The organism is Lacinutrix salivirga (assembly GCF_053604675.1).
Map to the genome: position 1 here is coordinate 104,820 of NZ_JBSHNP010000140.1, position 18,954 is coordinate 123,773.

Annotated in this window: 19 protein-coding genes; 6 read left to right on the forward strand and 13 right to left on the reverse strand. The window is 32.1% G+C overall.

Annotated elements, in window-relative coordinates; all coding sequences use genetic code 11:
• The first annotated feature begins 165 nt into the window (after positions 1–165).
• A complete protein-coding gene (locus tag ACVC5O_RS13570) occupies positions 166–444 on the forward strand; it encodes a hypothetical protein (protein ID WP_452222027.1) in 279 nt (92 codons plus the stop codon).
• 29 nt (positions 445–473) lie between these two features.
• On the opposite strand, the gene ACVC5O_RS13575 is transcribed toward ACVC5O_RS13570, so the two are convergent.
• From ACVC5O_RS13575 to ACVC5O_RS13585, 3 genes are all read right to left on the reverse strand, one after another.
• Positions 474–893, reverse strand: a complete 420-nt coding sequence (locus tag ACVC5O_RS13575; protein ID WP_452222028.1) for a thiol-disulfide oxidoreductase DCC family protein — start codon at positions 891–893, stop codon at positions 474–476.
• A 606-nt stretch (positions 894–1,499) separates the two neighbouring features.
• The gene (locus ACVC5O_RS13580; RefSeq protein WP_452222029.1) at positions 1,500–3,671 is read right to left on the reverse strand and encodes an endonuclease MutS2; all 2,172 of its coding nucleotides are present in this window, start codon (positions 3,669–3,671) and stop codon (positions 1,500–1,502) included.
• 823 nt (positions 3,672–4,494) lie between these two features.
• Positions 4,495–5,988 (reverse strand): YfcC family protein, encoded by a 1,494-nt coding sequence (locus tag ACVC5O_RS13585; protein ID WP_452222030.1) that lies wholly within the window; start codon positions 5,986–5,988, stop codon positions 4,495–4,497.
• A gap of 157 nt (positions 5,989–6,145) precedes the next feature.
• Here ACVC5O_RS13585 and ACVC5O_RS13590 point away from each other — a divergent pair, with 157 nt between their 5' ends.
• Complete coding sequence (locus ACVC5O_RS13590; RefSeq protein ID WP_452222031.1) at positions 6,146–6,784, forward strand: hypothetical protein; 639 nt, start codon at positions 6,146–6,148, stop codon at positions 6,782–6,784.
• A gap of 46 nt (positions 6,785–6,830) precedes the next feature.
• Positions 6,831–7,496, forward strand: a complete 666-nt coding sequence (locus tag ACVC5O_RS13595; RefSeq protein WP_452222032.1) for a uracil-DNA glycosylase — start codon at positions 6,831–6,833, stop codon at positions 7,494–7,496.
• Between the two features lie 4 nt (positions 7,497–7,500).
• Here ACVC5O_RS13595 and ACVC5O_RS13600 read toward each other — a convergent pair whose 3' ends face one another.
• From ACVC5O_RS13600 to ACVC5O_RS13630, 7 genes are read right to left on the reverse strand one after another with little or no spacing between them, the layout of a single operon-like run.
• Positions 7,501–8,106 (reverse strand): hypothetical protein, encoded by a 606-nt coding sequence (locus ACVC5O_RS13600; protein WP_452222033.1) that lies wholly within the window; start codon positions 8,104–8,106, stop codon positions 7,501–7,503.
• Between the two features lie 52 nt (positions 8,107–8,158).
• Positions 8,159–9,013: a substrate-binding domain-containing protein gene (locus ACVC5O_RS13605; RefSeq protein ID WP_452222034.1), complete on the reverse strand. Its 855-nt coding sequence runs from the start codon at positions 9,011–9,013 to the stop codon at positions 8,159–8,161.
• 2 nt (positions 9,014–9,015) lie between these two features.
• Complete coding sequence (locus ACVC5O_RS13610; RefSeq protein ID WP_452222035.1) at positions 9,016–9,885, reverse strand: nucleoside phosphorylase; 870 nt, start codon at positions 9,883–9,885, stop codon at positions 9,016–9,018.
• Positions 9,886–10,821 (reverse strand): DUF1835 domain-containing protein, encoded by a 936-nt coding sequence (locus ACVC5O_RS13615; RefSeq protein WP_452222036.1) that lies wholly within the window; start codon positions 10,819–10,821, stop codon positions 9,886–9,888.
• The gene (locus tag ACVC5O_RS13620) at positions 10,821–11,147 is read right to left on the reverse strand and encodes a translation initiation factor (RefSeq protein WP_452222037.1); all 327 of its coding nucleotides are present in this window, start codon (positions 11,145–11,147) and stop codon (positions 10,821–10,823) included. The genes ACVC5O_RS13615 and ACVC5O_RS13620 overlap by 1 nt, the downstream gene beginning before the upstream one ends.
• Positions 11,148–11,150: 3 nt before the next feature.
• Positions 11,151–11,597, reverse strand: a complete 447-nt coding sequence (locus tag ACVC5O_RS13625; RefSeq protein WP_452222038.1) for a heme-binding protein — start codon at positions 11,595–11,597, stop codon at positions 11,151–11,153.
• A gap of 33 nt (positions 11,598–11,630) precedes the next feature.
• On the reverse strand, positions 11,631–12,578 hold the full coding sequence (locus tag ACVC5O_RS13630) for an isopenicillin N synthase family dioxygenase (protein WP_452222039.1): 948 nt from the start codon (positions 12,576–12,578) through the stop codon (positions 11,631–11,633).
• Positions 12,579–12,701: 123 nt separating this feature from the next.
• Here ACVC5O_RS13630 and ACVC5O_RS13635 point away from each other — a divergent pair, with 123 nt between their 5' ends.
• A complete protein-coding gene (locus ACVC5O_RS13635) occupies positions 12,702–14,705 on the forward strand; it encodes an alpha-ketoacid dehydrogenase subunit alpha/beta (RefSeq protein ID WP_452222040.1) in 2,004 nt (667 codons plus the stop codon).
• Positions 14,706–14,767: 62 nt separating this feature from the next.
• Here ACVC5O_RS13635 and ACVC5O_RS13640 read toward each other — a convergent pair whose 3' ends face one another.
• Positions 14,768–15,328, reverse strand: a complete 561-nt coding sequence (locus ACVC5O_RS13640; protein ID WP_452222041.1) for an ExbD/TolR family protein — start codon at positions 15,326–15,328, stop codon at positions 14,768–14,770.
• Between the two features lie 181 nt (positions 15,329–15,509).
• Here ACVC5O_RS13640 and ACVC5O_RS13645 point away from each other — a divergent pair, with 181 nt between their 5' ends.
• The gene (locus ACVC5O_RS13645) at positions 15,510–16,172 is read left to right on the forward strand and encodes a hypothetical protein (RefSeq protein WP_452222042.1); all 663 of its coding nucleotides are present in this window, start codon (positions 15,510–15,512) and stop codon (positions 16,170–16,172) included.
• A gap of 108 nt (positions 16,173–16,280) precedes the next feature.
• A complete protein-coding gene (locus ACVC5O_RS13650; RefSeq protein WP_452222043.1) occupies positions 16,281–16,733 on the forward strand; it encodes a cold-shock protein in 453 nt (150 codons plus the stop codon).
• Between the two features lie 78 nt (positions 16,734–16,811).
• Here ACVC5O_RS13650 and ACVC5O_RS13655 read toward each other — a convergent pair whose 3' ends face one another.
• Together ACVC5O_RS13655 and ACVC5O_RS13660 are read right to left on the reverse strand one after the other, a co-directional pair.
• Positions 16,812–18,068, reverse strand: a complete 1,257-nt coding sequence (locus ACVC5O_RS13655) for a mechanosensitive ion channel family protein (protein WP_452222044.1) — start codon at positions 18,066–18,068, stop codon at positions 16,812–16,814.
• A gap of 71 nt (positions 18,069–18,139) precedes the next feature.
• On the reverse strand, positions 18,140–18,745 hold the full coding sequence (locus tag ACVC5O_RS13660) for a pseudouridine synthase (protein ID WP_452222069.1): 606 nt from the start codon (positions 18,743–18,745) through the stop codon (positions 18,140–18,142).
• Positions 18,746–18,954: the final 209 nt, after the last annotated feature.

Genomic DNA, 18,954 nt, shown 5'->3' on the forward strand with positions numbered 1-18,954 from the left:
AAACGTGCATTTCATCGAGTGAACTAGTCGTACGACTTAGTAAGTGCGTTTTGTCGATGTTTGTAGGCTTTACGTATGTTTAAAGAGTATTTTTTGTGCTTTAACGAAAAAATTATGTGCTACAGACGTGTTGTTATAGATTAGCTGTAACATTAATTATAACACATGCGCTTTTTAGCTTTTTTATTCATTTTTAGTTTCACTTTTGCATCTGCACAGCAACAAACTGCTGCTGATGTTGTTTTAGCTAAAGAAACAATTGAAGTGGAAGCCGTTAAAACACCTACTGTTACAACTGAGGTTATTGTTGTTCCTGTATTATCTAAAAAAACTGTAACGTTTAGATTTAACTCTTTACAAGAATTTAGTACAGAGTATTTAGCAAAAAAACGTCAGGCAAAAGTATATTACATAAAAAAGAAAGCAGCTAGCAAACTTTGCTAATCTACACGTTTAGTAATTATACGCATTAATTATCCTAAAAATTTTGATTTTAATTCTGGAGTAGGTATCATGCATTGCTCTTTTTTACCATACCATTTATAACGGTTTTTGGCAACGTAATCATAAACCCAATTTCTAATAAATGGAGGCACAATTAAAAACAACCACAATACATTTGTAGGAAACCCTAAATGCTTGGCTATTTTTAATGCAGCTGAAGATTTTTTAGATAAACCACCTTCTTCAGAATACAATAAAATAGAATCGGTATCGGAAGTATCTATATTAAAATGATTAATAATAGCTTGTCCAACCTCACTTTGAAGAGGTGCAAAACGAAAAACATCCTTTTTATCTCGCTTAATAACATATAAAACAGAACTATTACAAAGGTTGCACACACCATCGAATAGTATTAATTTTTTATGTTTTGGGAGTTGTTTTATCACTTTACAAAAATACAATATAGAATGCTAAACAGAAACTAAATTATTATATACGTTATGATGAGTTTTAGAGCTTTTCGATACGATTCCTCAATCTTCGGAAGCAATCGATGTGACGTGTGACTGAATACTGTGAATTAAAATTTGTTTTTTCAGCTCGTAAATTTGAGTGCGTTTATTTATTGATAACTGTTAATTGATAATTGCACATTAACAATGGCTTCTCGATACAATTTTTTCATGCTTCAAAAATCACTCGAAGTGACGTGTGAGTGCAACTGTAATTCGTCCTCGCAATGACATGTGTTTAAAATTTTTTTAGGGTTTTTAAATTTTATAAAGAGATAAGTATATTAGCTTCTCGATACAATTTTTTTAAGCTTCGCTTAGGTATCTTCAAGTAAAATACATTTTACTTTCGATAATTTCAAAAATCACTCGAAGTGACGTGTGACTAAATACTGTGAATTAAAATTTAAAAGATTGCCACGTCCTTCGTCCTCGCAATGACATGTGCTAAAAATTTTTTTAGGGTTTTTAAATTTTATAGATGACGAGCAACTGAAAACTGCGACTGAGACTGCGACTGAGACTGCGACTGAATACTAATCACTTCCTCTTAACAGCCTCAACCAACTCCAATAAATCCACATTCACATTAGTAGTAAACATACCATAGTTTACATTTGCTTTGCCTTTTTCTATACTATCTATACTTCCAACAGCTCTACCATCGTGCATTCGCACACGATCTCCAGGTTTTAAAATAGGTTTTGGTTTTTCTACAGGTTTTGCTTTTTCTTTAGCGATTTTCTTCTTTTTTCTAATGACTTCAACCTTCTTTTCGGCTTCTTTTTTAACCTGTTGCTCTTTCGCTTTAACTGCCTTTTTTTGCTTAGCAGACACCTTTTTACGTTTAGAATTTTCAATTTGTACTAATTTGAATAATTCTGCCATTAACTCACGCTTTCTATTATTCTCGAAATATTTTTCGGCAACATCATTGACTTTTTGACCTAAATAAATTAAACGCTGATTACTATCATATAGTTCTTGATAGCTTTCTAGTTTCTTCTGAATTTTTCCATTTATTTCCTCTAGTTTATCGGCTTCCGATTGCTTTTTCTGTTCATTTTGTTTTAAGGATTGTCCTGTTTTTTCAAGCTTTGCACGTTCTTTTTGAAGTTTAGCAATAGTGGCATCAAAACGCACTTTAGAGCGCTCTATTTTCTTTTTAGCTCTGTTAATTAAACTGTATGGAATGCCGTTTTTCTGAGCGACTTCAAACGTAAAGGAGCTTCCTGCTTGTCCCATTGCTAACTTATACATTGGTTCTAGCGTGCGCTCATCGAACATCATATTTGCATTCAGCATATCGTCCTTTTCGCTTGCTAACATTTTAAGATTAGCGTAATGTGTTGTTATTATTCCGAAGGCTTTACGTGCATAAAATTCTTCTAAAAACGTTTCGGCTAAAGCGCCTCCAAGTTCAGGATCAGAACCTGTACCAAATTCATCGATTAAAAACAATGTGTTTTTGTTTATTTTTTTTAAAAAATAATTCATTTGTTTTAATCGATAACTATAGGTACTTAAATGGTTTTCTATAGATTGGTTGTCTCCAATATCGCTCACGATACGATCAAACAAAAACACTTTACTACGTTCGTGAACAGGAATTAAAAAACCACTTTGTAGCATGACTTGCAGTAAACCAACGGTTTTAAGTGTAATACTTTTTCCGCCAGCATTTGGTCCAGAAATTACAATAATCCTGCTGTCTTCTTTAAGTTCTATGGTTTGTGGAAACGTTTTTTCCTTCTTTTCTAAATTAGTTAAGTAGAGTAAAGGATGGTAAGCATCGCGTAAAATTAACTCGCGTTGGTCAGTAATTTCTGGTAAAATAGCGTTCATAGAACGTCCATATTTTGCTTTAGCAGAAATCACATCTATATGGATTAAAAAGTCTTGATATTGTTCTAAAAGTGATAAAAATGGACGTATAAAATTGGTGACTTCTTTTAAAATACGAACGACCTCTTCGCCTTCTTCATATTCTAAATTATTAAGCTCACGTGTGTGTTGCAAAGTGGTTTCAGGCTCAATATAAACAATACTTCCTGTTTTACTTCCTCCCATTATTGCACCTTTTACTTTACGTCTGTACATGGCTTTTACAGCGAGTACGCGTTTGTTTTCTACAACAGATTCTCTAATATCGTCTAAATAATCTAAGTCGTGATAACGAGTTAAAGCACTTGCAAAACTGGAGTTTATTTTGCCTTTTAACTTGTTAATGGTTTGTCTTATTTCATAGAGTAGAGCAGAGGCATCGTCTTTGACATCGTTAAACCGATCGATGATGCTATCTATTTTTTCAATGATTATTGTGGTGTGTTCAATAGGCGAAGCGTATTGATGTAAGCTAGGATAATAGGTTTCAAATTTTTTAAAAAACTTAAGTAGCTCATTAACCGTAAGAGAAATGGATACTATTTTTTTTAAACTGTGGGTTTCTAAAAAGGTATTCTCAATTCTTAGTAATTGTAATTCTTTGGCAATAGTATCGAAACCATGATTGGGAATGCGGTTATCATTCTCAAACGAAGACACATATTCGTTAGTTAATTGCAATGCTTTGTTTAAGGTTTCTTTGTCTTTATAAGGCTCTATAGTTAACGCTTTTGCATGTCCTAAATTGGTAACACACAACTCGCTAACTTGCTCTAAAACGGTTGCAAACTCTAAATCTTGTAATGTTTTTTTGTGAATGTTAATCATGCTTATTTTCCTGAAAACGGAAATTTCTTAAAAATTGTTCTTTTTCTTAGACGAACAAAGTTACGGATTAGGAACGAAGAATTAATACAATTTAGTTAAGAACCAGCATTTGTACAAACAACGTTGAGAATTACAGCAGTTTTATTATCCACTATATAAAGTAATTTATAATCTCTAACTGTAATTTTATTAAATTACGGAAGAATTTCATCTTTTTGATATTGATTAGCAAAAACAATTTGCTTTGAAGTATTTAAAATATCTTGTTTTATAATACGTCTTGCTGTAGGAATATTTTAATAACGGTAATCTAAGATATCAATAAGAGCTAGTTTTGCCAAACGCGTCCAAACTACTTTATTAATGGTGTTTTTAATTAAAAACCTTCCTTTTCTAAATCCTCAACACTGGTATAGTCTTCATTTACATATTGCTTTTTAGAGGTTTCTAAAGAAGATGTGTATTCTTTTCTAGACATTGGTGAGCCATCTGCATTATAAGCTACAGTATCCTCATTATAATAATTTTCAAGAACACTATAGACAATTTTAAGAACACGTTCGTCTGCTTTGTCTAGATAATCTTGAATTTTATCTTTTAATTCTTTTGCTCCTATAATCTAAAGATAGTGAATGCTGATTTAATTTAATGATTTTTCTTGAATTTGCTCGTTTTAGAGGATTGTTATTATTAGGATATATTAAGTGTGTTTAGTTAGATAAACAAGATAATGGAATAGAGATAAAATTTCATCAATCTACAAGATTAGCCATTAATTCTAATATAAAGTGCTTTTCACTGTACTTACAATTCTGTAGTAAACTTAAAAATACGCCAAAACACTCAAAGCAATCATAGTAAACATCATAAGAATAATAAACAAAGGCATAATAAACTTTAGCCATTTGTTAAACCCAACTTTTACAACAGCTAAAGACGCTAAAATTAAACCCGTTGGATTAATAAGATAAAATAAACCCATTCCAAATAAATAGGTATTTACAACTAATTCTCTACCAACATTTACAGTGTCTGCCAAAGGCGAAAGTATTGGCATGGTGAGTACAGCCATACCAGAACTACTTGGTATAAAAAAAGACAATCCACCATAAATAAAAAACAAAGCGTTAGCGAAAACGCCTTTGTTCATACCTTCGGTTAAATTACTGGCATAATATAACATGGTGTCGCTTATTAAACCTTCGGTCATTATTACCGAAACACCTCTTGCAATACCTATAATTAGTGCAACGCCTAATAAATCGCCAGCACCTTTAGTGAAGGTATCGACAAAATTCATTTCCTTCATTTTAACAATAACACCAATAAGGATAGCTCCAACAAAAAAGGTCGCAGTCATTTCTTCAAACCACCAACCAAAACCAGACACACCAACAATCATAACTACAAAACACAATGCAAAGACTAAAAGCGCCAAGCGTAAACGTGTTGTAAATACTACAGTTTTGGTAGTCTGGTTTGTAAATAAGGCTTCAATTTGTAGTTGCTGATTGTAAATTATAGAGGATGAAGGATCATTTTTTACACGTTTTGCATAGCGTAAAATATATAGGATGCTTATTGTAATTGCTAAAAGAAGCAGTATTAAGCGTGTCCATAATCCTGTAGTCCAATCAATTCCTGCAGCATCTGAGGCTATAATTGTAGAAAACGGATTGATTGTAGAAAACATACAACCAATGGACGAACCAATAAAAATACAAGCTACACCAACCATAGCATCGTATTTTGCAGCTAAAAACACTGGAATTAGAATAGGGAAGAAGGCAATGGTTTCTTCGGCCAGACCAAAGGTTGTGCCTCCAGCAGCAACTAAACCTGTAACTAAAATAATAAGTATAAATTCTTTACCCTTTAAGGCATCAGCCAACCACGCAATTCCTGCATCAAAAGCACCTGTACTATTAATAATACCAATAAGTCCACCAATAAAAAGCACTAGAAAAATAATATCTGACGCTTCAATAATCCCTTTAATTGGTGATTTTATAAAATCGAAAAAACTTTGTGGTTTAGCGTCTAATTGCTTGTAAGTATTTGGGATGTTAATGGGTTTGTAAATGGCTTCGGATGTGAATTTTTCAATAGGAATTTTAATACTCAGTTTTTGTAGAGTTTCCTGTGTTGCTGGCAGGTTTATAGTTCCTGTTGTTGTGGTTTGTAAAAAAGCATTTTCAGCTCTATTATATATTAAAGTATCATATTTACCTGCTGGAATTAACCATGTTAATAGTGTGACTAAAGCTGCAATTATTAATAATATGGTTTGTGCAGATGGAAATTTGATGTTTTTCATAAAAATTGATTGTCAATAAGCTCAATAACACACAAAAATACCTATTAATTTATTGACCATTGAAACATTTAATGAATTACTAACTTTAATATTATTTTATGATGCAATTCAATAAATTTGAATGAACTATTTTTATTTTTGAAGAAAACATAACAGCATGAAAAACATCATAATAGCCGCTTTTTTAATTCTAGGAATCGTTAGTTGTAAAAACGATAAAAATAATGCACCAACAAAACCACCTGTTGAAAGTAAAGATATTGTAAATGAAGAAGAATTAGCACGCGAACGTGGTGAGAATTTAGAGTATTATGATACCTCTAACGTCACACTTAAAGAAGACTATGAAGTGGCTAATTTTTATAATTTTTCAAGTTTAGAGTCTAAAGATGAGTTTATGTTTATCTTACCCAAAGGAAATATTAACGATACAGAAACTGTATTTACAATAAAAAATAGCGAAGGTAAAGTCATACATACCCAACGTTTTAAAACTATTGCTCTTGTATCAGGCTACGCTACGACAGATATGTTTACTGATAATGAAGTTATTGAACATATAAAATCTAATTTATTTTTACAGCTAAGTCCAGAGGTGTTTTTTAATACTGAAACTACAGATTTTACTGCTGTTTTGCCGTATTCGGAAAACGATTTGAAATCCAATAAGCCGTTTTTAGAAGTTAAAAATCAGAAGCTTCCGCTTTATAAATTAAAATTAGGAAACGAGAATAGTACCTATTATGGCTATTCTAAAAGTGATAATAAAGTGGTTTCTGTTTTTGAATGTTGTTAAATCTAATAGTCGTAAAAAGAAGCTATTTTGATCTCATAATTAATCTATGCAAGTAAACATTAACCAAAGCTGGAATGCACATTTAACTAAAGAATTTAAACTTTCTTACTTTATAGAGTTAAGTAACTTTATAAAAGAAGAATATCAAAAATACACTTGTTTTCCACCAGGAAAAGAGATTTTTAGTGCTTTTGAACATTGTGATTTAGAAGCTGTAAAGGTTGTAATTATTGGTCAGGACCCTTACCATAATTACAACCAAGCCAACGGATTATGCTTTAGTGTAAACGATGGTATTAAACATCCACCATCGTTAATTAATATTTTTAAAGAGATTGAAACCGATTTAGGAACTCCATATCCAAAAAGTGGTAATTTGGAGCGTTGGGCAACACAAGGTGTGTTTTTACTAAATGTAACGCTTACTGTTAGAGCACACGAGCCTGGAAGTCACCAAAAAAAAGGCTGGGAAACCTTTACAGATGCTGTAATTAAACTAATTAGTGAGCAGCAAAATAATGTTGTTTTTTTACTTTGGGGCGGATTTGCAAAAAAGAAAGCAAAACTAATTGATAGTACAAAACATCATATTTTAACTTCTGGTCATCCTTCGCCATTAAGCGCTAATAGAGGCTATTGGTTTGGGAACAAACACTTTAGTAAAACAAATATTATTCTAGAACAAAACGGTTTATTACCAATTAATTGGTGAATTTTTAATTGACTATAAATTGGTAATTTCCATCGTCGTTAGAACCAATAATTTTAGATTTAATTTCTATATAACTAATATTGTAATCTCCTCCATTTAAATAACAATAACCAGTGTTACTATAATTATAAGAGGCTCCAATAAAATAGCTGCCAGTTTCTAAAAGTTTAAATCCTATTTTACTTCTATACTCTGTGCCATTAAACTGGCTTAAAATTGTAATATCTTGAGTGCCATTGTCATTATTTAGTATAACATCACCTTCTATGACTTCAATATTTTCAATTAGCAATGGGATTTTTACTGTGGTTCCAAAATCAGTTACTTTATATAGTGAAAGTGATGTGCTATAATGGGATTGGTTAATTTCACCATAATCGTAATCTAATAGTATAATTGGAGCGTTGTTGACTGTAGTTTGTTCGATATCAATAGACGTTTCAATAACTACCGTTTCATTTAAACTGAATGTTGTTAAATTATCTTCAATTGAAATAATGGTATTATTCTCTATACGAAGTGTTTCTGGATAGTCATCATTAGGCTCTCTACAGCACAAACCAGCACATAATGAAACACCTAAAACGACTACTGAAGATAAAATTTTCATAAACTTAATTTATTACTAGATGCTAAATAATAGGAAGGGTTGCGTTAGTAAATTATAGGTTTTCAACTAAATCGGAATACTTTACTTTTTTAGGAATAATATCTAAAGCTAAGAGTTGATTTTGGACTTTATCTATCGTTTTTTCGTCTATATTCTCCTGCGACCATTCTGTAAGACTTAGCCATTCTTGTACATCTTCTAGCTCTTGCTCATAACGGTTAGCAATCATTTTATCTATACTTGGGATGTCTTTAAACTCGCTGGTTGTAGTGTTTACAATATCTAAAATTGTTTTAACATCGTCTCTGTTACTTTCTAAAAACTCTTCGCGAACTGCAATTACAAAACAAGGCCAAGGACTTGGGCAATTCCCAATACGTCTAAAAGTACCATTATCTACTAGTGGTTTGGTGGTAAATTTTTCCCACATAAAATAATCGCCACGACCTTCGGTTAGACCTTTTATTGCGCCTTCTAAATTTTTAATGACTTCAAAATCCAGTTCGTTTTCTAAATCCCAACCGTTATTTTTAGCGTTTACATAAGCCATTAAATGCGATCCAGAGCCATAACGACTAATTGCTGCTTTTGTGCCTTTTAAATCGTCAACAGTATCATATAGAGATCCTTGAGCCACGTGAATTCCCCAAATTAAAGGGGTTTTTACAAAAATTTGTACAATTTTACTTTTGTTACCAGCAATAATATCTTTAATAATGCCTTCGGTTAAAATTACTGCCATGTCTATATCACCAGAACGTAGCGCTTTACTCATTTCGCCAGAGCCACCAAAATAGTCTTTCCAACGTAAATTAATGCCTTTGTCTTTGTATTCGCCATCTTTAAGGCCTAAATACCAAGCGAGATTAAAATGTTCTGGAACACCTCCAATATTAATTTGTTTCAAATTTATTGTATTAGTTTGTTTAATGTGTATTCTATAAGTTCGTTTACTATTTGCTTAGGATTTGCACTAAATTCTCCTGTTGCACGATTAGCAATTATAGCATTCATTGATAAGGCTTTATGTCCTAAAAGCTTTGAAATGCCATATATACCAGCTGTTTCCATTTCTAAATTGGTAATAGCTCTTCCTTTATAATTAAAGTTAGCAAGTTTATCGTTGAGTTGGCTATCTTGGATTGGTAATCGCAGTACACGACCTTGTGGTCCATAAAAACCAACGTTTGTAGCTGTAAACCCTTTTACTGTTTTTGCAGAACTTAATTTTTCAAGCAAATCTGAGTCGCAAGACACTACATAAGGATCGGATTTTGCTTTATACCAATTGGTTTGTTCTATTAATGCTTTAGAGATGTCTTTATGCTGAATGTGCTCACTATTATAAAAGTGCAATAAACTATCAAAACCTGCAGCAAATTCACTTATTAAAATCGAATCTATAGGAATCTCTTTTTGTATCGATCCAGATGTTCCAATTCTAACAATAGTAAGGCTTGTTAACTCTTTCTTTATTTCTCGCGTGTTTAAATTAATGTTTACAAGCGCATCCAATTCATTAAAAACAATATCTATATTATCGGTTCCAATTCCTGTAGATATTACAGTTATACGTTTTCCTTTGTAAACACCTGTTTGTGTATGGAATTCGCGTTTGTGAGTTTTAAACTCTATGGTGTCAAAATGTTTGGTAACACTTGCTACACGATCTGGATCACCTACAGTTATAATAGTATCTGCAAGGTGTTCTGGTTTTAAATTTAAGTGGTAAACGCTACCATCTGGATTTAAAATTAATTCCGATTCTTGTATTGGCATTTATAAATTTTTAATGAGTTTATTCTGTTCTTTATCGAATTTAAAATTTAAGGAACTAACACCTCCATAAACTATGGTGTTATTCATTTCTTTTTGGTAATTGTGTTGATGTTCTAAAGCCAAATGACCTTTTCGGTTTAATATAAGTTGGTCTTCTGTTTCATCATAAAAAAGAGACATAACATCTATAACACGTTCTAGCTGTAAATCACCATAACCATAATAACCTTGATAATGCAAGGCATAGCCTGTTAAATGGCGTCTAGAGGTAATGGTGTTATCTTTTATTAATTTTAATATGTTATACTCTAAGGTGCTAATCCCACTTCTTGCATCTGGAAACCTTTTAATATGTGCTTTTAGACAGTTACTCATATATTTAAATGATGAAGATCTGACTATTAAAGGCATTAATAAATTATGATCGTCACCACAGTAAATACGCCAAATTTTATTGGCAAATGAAATGTCATCGAGTGACAATCGGACTTTACTTTTGTAGTGATTATCTAATTGTTTTGGGTTTAATTCGCCTAAGGCTTTTAAACCTTTTTCTCCTTCTACACGTCCACTACACACTAAGTAGAGTGGAAGGTGTATGCCTTTTTGAGCAAGCAGACTTATTACAGCGACCATATTTATATGGCAAAAAAGATCGTATTCGAACCACAAGACAATTTCGGTAAAATCGTCAATTTTATCAAGCATTTTTAAGTCGCTTGTAATTTCCTTGGTACTTAATGAAATATTATAAAACGATTTAAAAAACGCTTTACGCAATTTAATAAATTCTTTGGATGCAATTTCTTCTGTAGTTGGTCCAACGCACAAGGTTTCTTGCCAAGTTAAAATAGAATCTATTGTAGTAATATCTAACTTAATAAGATATTCTGTTAAACTTGTTCCATTTGTTATATGTAGTGGTTTAGCTATCATTACCCTCCAACGCGCTTTACTTTAAAACCCTTATCTTTTAAAAAACTCATTATACGATCTCTATAATCACCTTGAATTATAATTTTATCGTCTTTAAAACTTCCACCAACACTAAGCATTTGCTTAATTTCTTTCGCCAACATTTTAAAGTCTTTTGTAGCTCCTGTATAGCCTTCTAAAATGGTAATTGGTTTGCCTTTACGTTTTTCGTACTTACAAATAATAGGATCGTCTTGCAGCCAAAGTCCTTTGTCTTCTTCAGTTATTTCAATTTCTTTTTCCTCATGTTCTGGGAATAAGTTTTTTAGCTGGTCTTTTAAATCCATTGTTTAATTTTCAATATACTTTTTATTTAATGCGTCAATAATTAGTCCATGATCTTCTTCATCTTGCAATCCAGAAACAGTTATTATTGCTATCATTCCTGCATTGTTTACAAATAGTGGTATTGCACCTCCTTTAGCTAAATACTTCTTTTTGTTAAGTGCAAACGTTTTTTCTAAAGACATATTTCCTTTAGATAAATCGTTTTTTACACTTAAGGAACTTTCTTCAAAATGTTTAGCAACATTAGCTTTTCTGTTTAACCAAATGTGTTTATCGGCTGGTAAATCATCATCTACAAAAAGAAAAATGGTGTGATTTAATCGTTCTATTTTAACAGCTATTTTTTGGTCTCTTCGTTTGGCTAGATTTACAATTTCTAAACCCATATCAAGTCCAATACTGTTATTAAAACGCTCTAAATCTATTCTTTTTAATATGTTATGGTTCATAAAACAGCTAAATTCGGTCTATTTAAGTGATTTTTATTTCTTTAAACCAAGCTCAATTAAACGCTCATTTAAAAATTCTCCAGCAGTAATATCATCAAATTGTTTAGGGTTTTCTTTGTCTATACAGCCTTCTAAAACATCTAATTTCATATCACTAACAGGATGCATAAAAAATGGTATAGAGTAACGCGAGGTTCCCCAAAGCTCTCTTGGTGGATTGATAACTCTGTGTATAGTAGATTTAAGCTTATTATTAGTGTGTCTAGAGAGCATATCTCCAACATTAATCATTAACTCGTCTGGCTCTGCAATTGCATCAATCCATTCGCCTTTATGGTTTTGTACTTGTAAACCGCGTCCTTGAGCTCCCATTAACAGTGTGATTAAGTTAATATCACCATGTGCTGCTGCTCGTACTGCATTATCTGGTTCTTGTGTAATTGGAGGATAATGTATTGGTCTTAAAATAGAATTTCCGTTATGGATGTAATTATCAAAATACGTTTCTTCAATACCTAAATGTATGGCTAATGCACGCAAAACGTGCTTTGCAGTTTCTTCTAATTTGCGATAAGCTTGTTTTCCTACTTCGTTAAATGCTGGCAACTCTTCAACAGTTACGTTATCAGGATATTCGTCTTTGTATTTAGAGTCTGCATCTACATATTGACCAAAATGCCAAAACTCTTTTAAATCGCCTTCTTTTTTACCTTTTGCACTTTCTTTTCCAAAAGAAATATAACCACGTTGTCCTCCAATTCCTGGAATTTCATACTTACGTTTTGTTTCAACAGGTAAACTAAAAAAGTTCTTTATTTCTGCATAGAGTTTATCTACTAATTCATCGTTTAAAAAATGACCTTTTAAGGCTACAAAACCTATATCTTCATAAGCTTTACCAATTTCGTCAACAAATTTTTGTTTTCTCTCCGCATTTCCAGAAAGAAAATCTTCTAAATTTACACTAGGTATTCTATTCATTTTAATAATTTTAATAGTCGTACCTACAAATGTAAAGAAAACCTAACAAAAAGTATAATTAATATTTTTGATTAACATTTAAGGTATTTGGTCAATTATACTATATTTGACAAAGCTTTTTTTATGACAACCACTACAGTAAAAAATATGTTCACTTATAAGACTTCAAAACTTAGTACTACAGAGCTCAAAGCTCTGTATTATAATATGCTTAAACCTCGATTAATAGAGGAGAAAATGCTTATTCTTTTACGCCAAGGTAAAATATCTAAATGGTTTTCTGGTATTGGACAAGAAGCCATTTCAGTTGGTGTAACTATGGCTATGCAAAAGGAAGAATATATATTACCAATGCATAGAAATTTAGGTGTATTTACCACTAGAGAAATCCCATTATTTAGGCTGTTTTGCCAATGGCAGGGAAAAGCGAGTGGTTTTACTAAAGGTCGCGATCGTAGTTTCCATTTTGGAACGCAAGAGTATAATATTGTAGGTATGATTTCGCATTTAGGTCCACAATTTGGTGTGGCAGATGGGATTGCTTTAGCAAGTAAATTAAAAAATAAAAACCATGTAACAGCTGTGTTTACTGGAGAAGGAGGAACTAGCGAAGGCGATATTCACGAAGCGCTAAACGTAGCATCGGTATGGCAACTTCCTGTTTTATTTTGCATAGAAAATAATGGCTATGGTTTATCTACACCAACATCAGAACAATATAATTGCGAGCATTTGGCAGATAGAGCTAAAGGTTATGGCATGGAATCTCATATTATTGATGGCAATAATATTATTGAAGTCTATACAAAAATCTCAAAAATCACTAAAAGCATTAGAGAAAATCCACGTCCTGTTTTAATTGAATTTAAAACGTTTAGAATGCGTGGTCATGAAGAAGCTAGCGGAACTAAATACGTGCCTCAAGACCTTATGGATGCTTGGGAACTCAAAGACCCTATTTCTAATTATTATAATTATTTAATTGAAGAAGGGATGCTTACCGAAGAAGAAAACGAAAAGTTTATAACAGAAATTAAAGCTGAAATTGATACTGCTTTAGATGAAGCTGGAGCAGAACCACCAATTACTTCAAGTATAAGTAATGAGTTAAATGATGTATATCAACAATTTGATTACGAGCATTTTGAAGAAAACAACTCTACTGAAGAGTTACGACTTATCGACGCTATTTCACAAGGTTTAAAACAATCTATGGAACGCCACAACGACCTTGTAATTATGGGACAAGATGTTGCAGAATATGGAGGTGTTTTTAAAATCACAGATGGATTTGTAGAACAATTTGGAAAAGAGAGAGTACGTAACACACCAATATGTGAGTCTGCTATTATAGAAACAGGAATGGGATTATCCATTGCAGGAATAAAAAGTGTTGTTGAATTACAATTTAGTGATTTTGTAACTTCTGGTTTTAATCCAGTGGTTAATTATCTAGCAAAAGCACATTACAGATGGAATCAAAATGCAGATGTAGTATTGCGTATGCCTTGTGGAGCAGGAGTTGCTGCAGGACCTTTCCATAGCCAAACTAACGAGGCTTGGTTTACAAAAACACCAGGTTTAAAAGTAGTGTATCCTGCATTTCCTAAAGATGCAAAAGGCTTATTAGCCACTGCAATTAACGATCCAAATCCAGTATTGTTTTTTGAGCATAAAGCCTTATACAGAAGCATTAGACAAGACGTTCCAACCGATTATTATACTATTCCTTTTGGTAAAGCTGCACTGCTTAAAGAAGGCAATGAGGTTACAATTATCGCTTATGGAGCAGCTGTGCATTGGGCTTTAAATACTTTAGACAAACATCCAAATATTAAAGCAGATGTTATTGATTTACGATCGCTTCAGCCATTAGATACAGAGACTATTTATGCTTCGGTTAAAAAAACAGGCAAGGCTATCATTTTACAAGAAGACTCTCTTTTTGGAGGAATAGCCAGTGATATTTCGGCATTAATTATGGAAGAATGTTTTGAAGAATTAGACGCTCCTGTAAAGCGTGTAGCGAGTTTAGACACACCAATTCCTTTTATTAATCAACTAGAAGACCAGTATTTATCGCGTGATAAGTTTGAAGGCGAATTACTAGAGTTGATGGCGTATTAGAAAACGACGTCAAACTAAATGCGTTTAATTCTATTTGACGTCGTTTTAAAAGCGAAAGTATTTTATTTTAATTCAGCTTCCGAAAGCAATAATGGATATTTTTCTTTTAATAGATTAATCTCATCTTTAGTAAGCGAATTTGGTGCTTTTTTAAGCACATTTTTAGCATACTCTGCGCGTAACTCATAATAAGCAGCTGTAATTTCATCCTGAATTTGAATATAGAAACTATAAGAAGTCGATTTATCATTAATTAAAGAAATCACAGCTTTTTTAGGGTTTTCTGAAGCGTTCTCTAATTTCATTCCATTGCAATAGTCGCAAGTTGCATCTCCGTTATTGTCTAAAAACAATTTTACAGTGTTTTTTAACTCTTCAATTTTAATAACTTCATTGTTAATTAATAATTGATTGTTAGCATTAGCATAAATACTTAATACGTTACGCTGATTTGTTTTATCTGTACAATCCACATTTGGAGGACATGGAGCTGGTAATTTTCGTTGTATTCCTGCATCCATTGATATTGTGGTACTCACTAAAAAGAAAATAAGCAATAAAAAGGCAATGTCTGCCATTGAACCAGAATTTATTTCTGGTACTGAGCGTCTTGAATGTTTCATAATAAAAAGTTTTAAGATTTATTTAACAGTCTCAAAAACAATACCATAATAAAAGTATATTGTGAATTATGTGTTAGTAAATCAAAATTTATTCGACTAAAAACGTCTAAATATTAAACTTTTCACAAAAAGTATAGTCTTAGGTATGATTATTGATTATTTTGTGATATAATTTATACTAATGAAAACAAACCTTTTACTCATTCTTTTATGTTTAAGCTCGCTTCAAGCTGTTGCACAGTTAGATAGTGAAAATAAATCGTTTGTGATTCCTGCGGAAGAAACAGATGATATAAAAGAAGATCCAGAGGTTATAGCTACAGAAACACCAATTGCTGTCGCAGATAATAAACCGCAAACTGTAAAACCTAATTTACCAGAGCAACCAAAGAGAGAATTCTCTATGATTGAAGACAATAATTTTAGGAATCCAGCAGAATTATACAAAGAGCAATTAAAACGTAATTTACAAACTAGCGAAAAAACAGAAGAGCGTAATAACGGAAGCTCTACGAATTTGCATTTTGGAGAAGTGACTACAAAAGTAAGTAGCGTAAATATAGTGTATAGAGATCACGAATATCCTGATGGAGATCGCATACGCGTGTTTGTAAACGACGACATAATTGTTCCAAATGTGTTGCTACAACAATCCTATAACGGCTTAAGACTTAAGTTGCAACCTGGATTTAATAAAATAGATTTCCAAGCATTAAATCAAGGTCTTGCAGGACCAAATACTGCAGAATTTAAGGTTTTGGATGAGGAAGGAAATGTAATTTCAACTAACGTTTGGAATCTCGCAACAGGTGTAAAAGCTACTATTATAATAAACAAGGAATAATAATTGTAGAGTAGTTTTCAAAATTATTTACTACCTTAGGCAAATAATATTGTGTTTTATCGTAAAACATATTATATTAATAATTCAATAAACATTTAAAAGTAAAGAATGGCTAAGTCTCAACAGACATTTAACAAAAGTGAAAAAGAAAAAAAGCGTTTAAAAAAACGTGAAGACAAACGTAAAAAAATGGAAGCGCGTAAAGCTGAAAAAGAGGAGAATGGAACTTCTGGAATTCAGTTTGCATACGTAGATTTCAATGGTAACTTAGTAGATACTCCACCAGATCCAGAGGACAAAGTGAAGGTAAAAGCAGATAATATTGTTTTAGGCGTGCCTAAAAAAGAAGATATGCCAGAACCAGACCCAATAAGACAAGGTAAAGTATCTTTTTACGATTCCTCTAAAGGTTTCGGATTTATTATTGATGCAGAAGACCAGGAAAAATACTTTTGTCACGTTAGTGGTTTAATCGATGAAATCACCGAAAACGACAAAGTACAATTTGAACTAGAAAAAGGCATGAAAGGCTTAAACGCTGTTCGTGTAAAGAAAATATAATATAACTTAAGTTATTTATACTAAAAAACGCTCAATTTATTAATTGAGCGTTTTTTGTATGTCTAAACTTTAATTCTGTTATTTTAAAATGCCTTTAAAGCTGCCTGAGTTAGGTAACTCAAATATTTCTAAATCAAAATAGGGTATTGCAGCTAAAAAATGATCGAATAAATCGGACATTACATACTCATAATTTTCCCAACGTTTGTCTTTACTAAAGGCATAAATTTCTAATGGAATCCCTTCAGTAGTTGGCTGTAACTGTCTCGCCATTAAAAGCATGTCCTTATTTATTGCAGAGTGATTTTCTAAATAGGTTTGGATGTATTTTCTAAACACTCCAATATTGGTTAAGTTTCTACCATTAAGTAATACCGATTTATCAATATTATTGTCTGTATTATAGCGCGTAATTTTATCGTCCATAGTGATGAGATAAGCACTTAGTAATTGTACTTTTTTAAGCTTGGCAATATCCTCTGGAGTAAGGTATTTAATGGAATCTTGCTTTATCATTAAGTGCCTCTTTATTCTTCTACCATCAGAATTCGTCATTCCTCTCCAGTTTTTAAATGAATCGGAAATCAATGCATACGTTGGAATAGTTGTAATTGTATTATCGAAATTTTGCACTTTAACCGTTGCTAAATTAATTTCGGTAACGTCTCCATCTGCTCCATATTTATCGAACGTAATCCAATCTCCAATCCTAACCATATCGTTTATAGAGACTTGGATACTTGCCACAAAACCAAGTATAGTATCTTTAAAAATGAGTAGAACGATTGCAGATGCTGCTCCAAAACCTGTGATAAATTTCCAGATAGAAACCGAACTAAACACTGCTATTGCAAGGAAAATTCCTGTTATCCACGCAAAAATCATAAAGACTTGTATGTAGCTATCTATAGGCTTATCGCGTAAACGAGGTAGCGTTTTAAAATAATCTTCTAACGTATGCAAAACACTCCTTACAATCCATAAGGCTAATACGATAAAACAAACTTGCAATATTTTAATTAATGGTGTTTCTATGTATGAGAAATCAATAAAAATTAATGGTACAGCTTTTAAAGCTATTATTAAAGGAATAATATGTGCCACATTGCGAGGCACTTTGTTGGTAATTAATAAATCATCGAAAGCCGATTTTGTAGTGGTTGCAATTCGAGCAGAAAAGGCACGCAATATTTTTCGTGTAATGGTATCGATAATAAAAAGTAAGATTGCTGTAATAATAAGCAATATCAACATGTTTAGGTATTTTGCTACAACTTCTGAAGCACCTAAATCGATTAAATAATCGCTAAAAAAGCAAGCAATTTTTTCTTTCATAATTTTAAAAATTATTTGGCAAAGCTATAGCGTTTAATTTAATTAAAATTGAAATACTATTAAAAGTATTGTTAAAAATTAAATGTTTCAAAACACGTAGTATTAAGCTTTAACACAGCACCAGTTTGCATATTATCTAAATAAATTGAACCTATTCTCACACGAACCAGACGTAGAGTAGGACAACCAACAGCACTTGTCATTTTTCTTACTTGTCTAAATTTACCTTCGGTTAAAGTAATCGACACCCAAGACGTTGGACCATGACGTGCGTCTCTTATTTTTTTAGAACGCACTGGCAAATTAGGTACTGCACTTAATTTATAGGCTTTACAAGGTTTTGTTTGGTATTTTTTGCCATCAAATCCAATCTCAACACCTTGCTGTAATTGGGTTAATTGCGCTTCAGAAATATTACCATCGACTAAGGCATAATATTCCTTTTCTATTGCACCACTATTTATGGCATTACTCAATTTTCCGCTTGTGGTTAGTAATAATAAGCCTTCGCTTTTTTCGTCTAATCTTCCAATTGGCATTATATTTTTTGGAAACGCTCCTAATTCGCCTAAAAAACGTTTGTTCTTTTGTTGAGAGGAATTAGTAGCGAATTGACTAAGCATCCCATAAGGCTTAAAAATTTTGTAATGCTGATGTGTTTTTGTTTCCAAAAAAATAGAGTTCGTTTTATGCTGTTTTTAGTTTTCTAATTATACTAGAAACATAAATTATTCAGTTTTTGCTTCTCGATACAATTCCTCATGCTTCGGAATCACTCGAAGTGACGTTATAACATTATGTCGAAATGAGAAGCTAATCGTCAGTTTGAGTGTGTTGCGAGATTATTGAAATCAAAATACTTTTTGATTGAAGATACATAAATGTA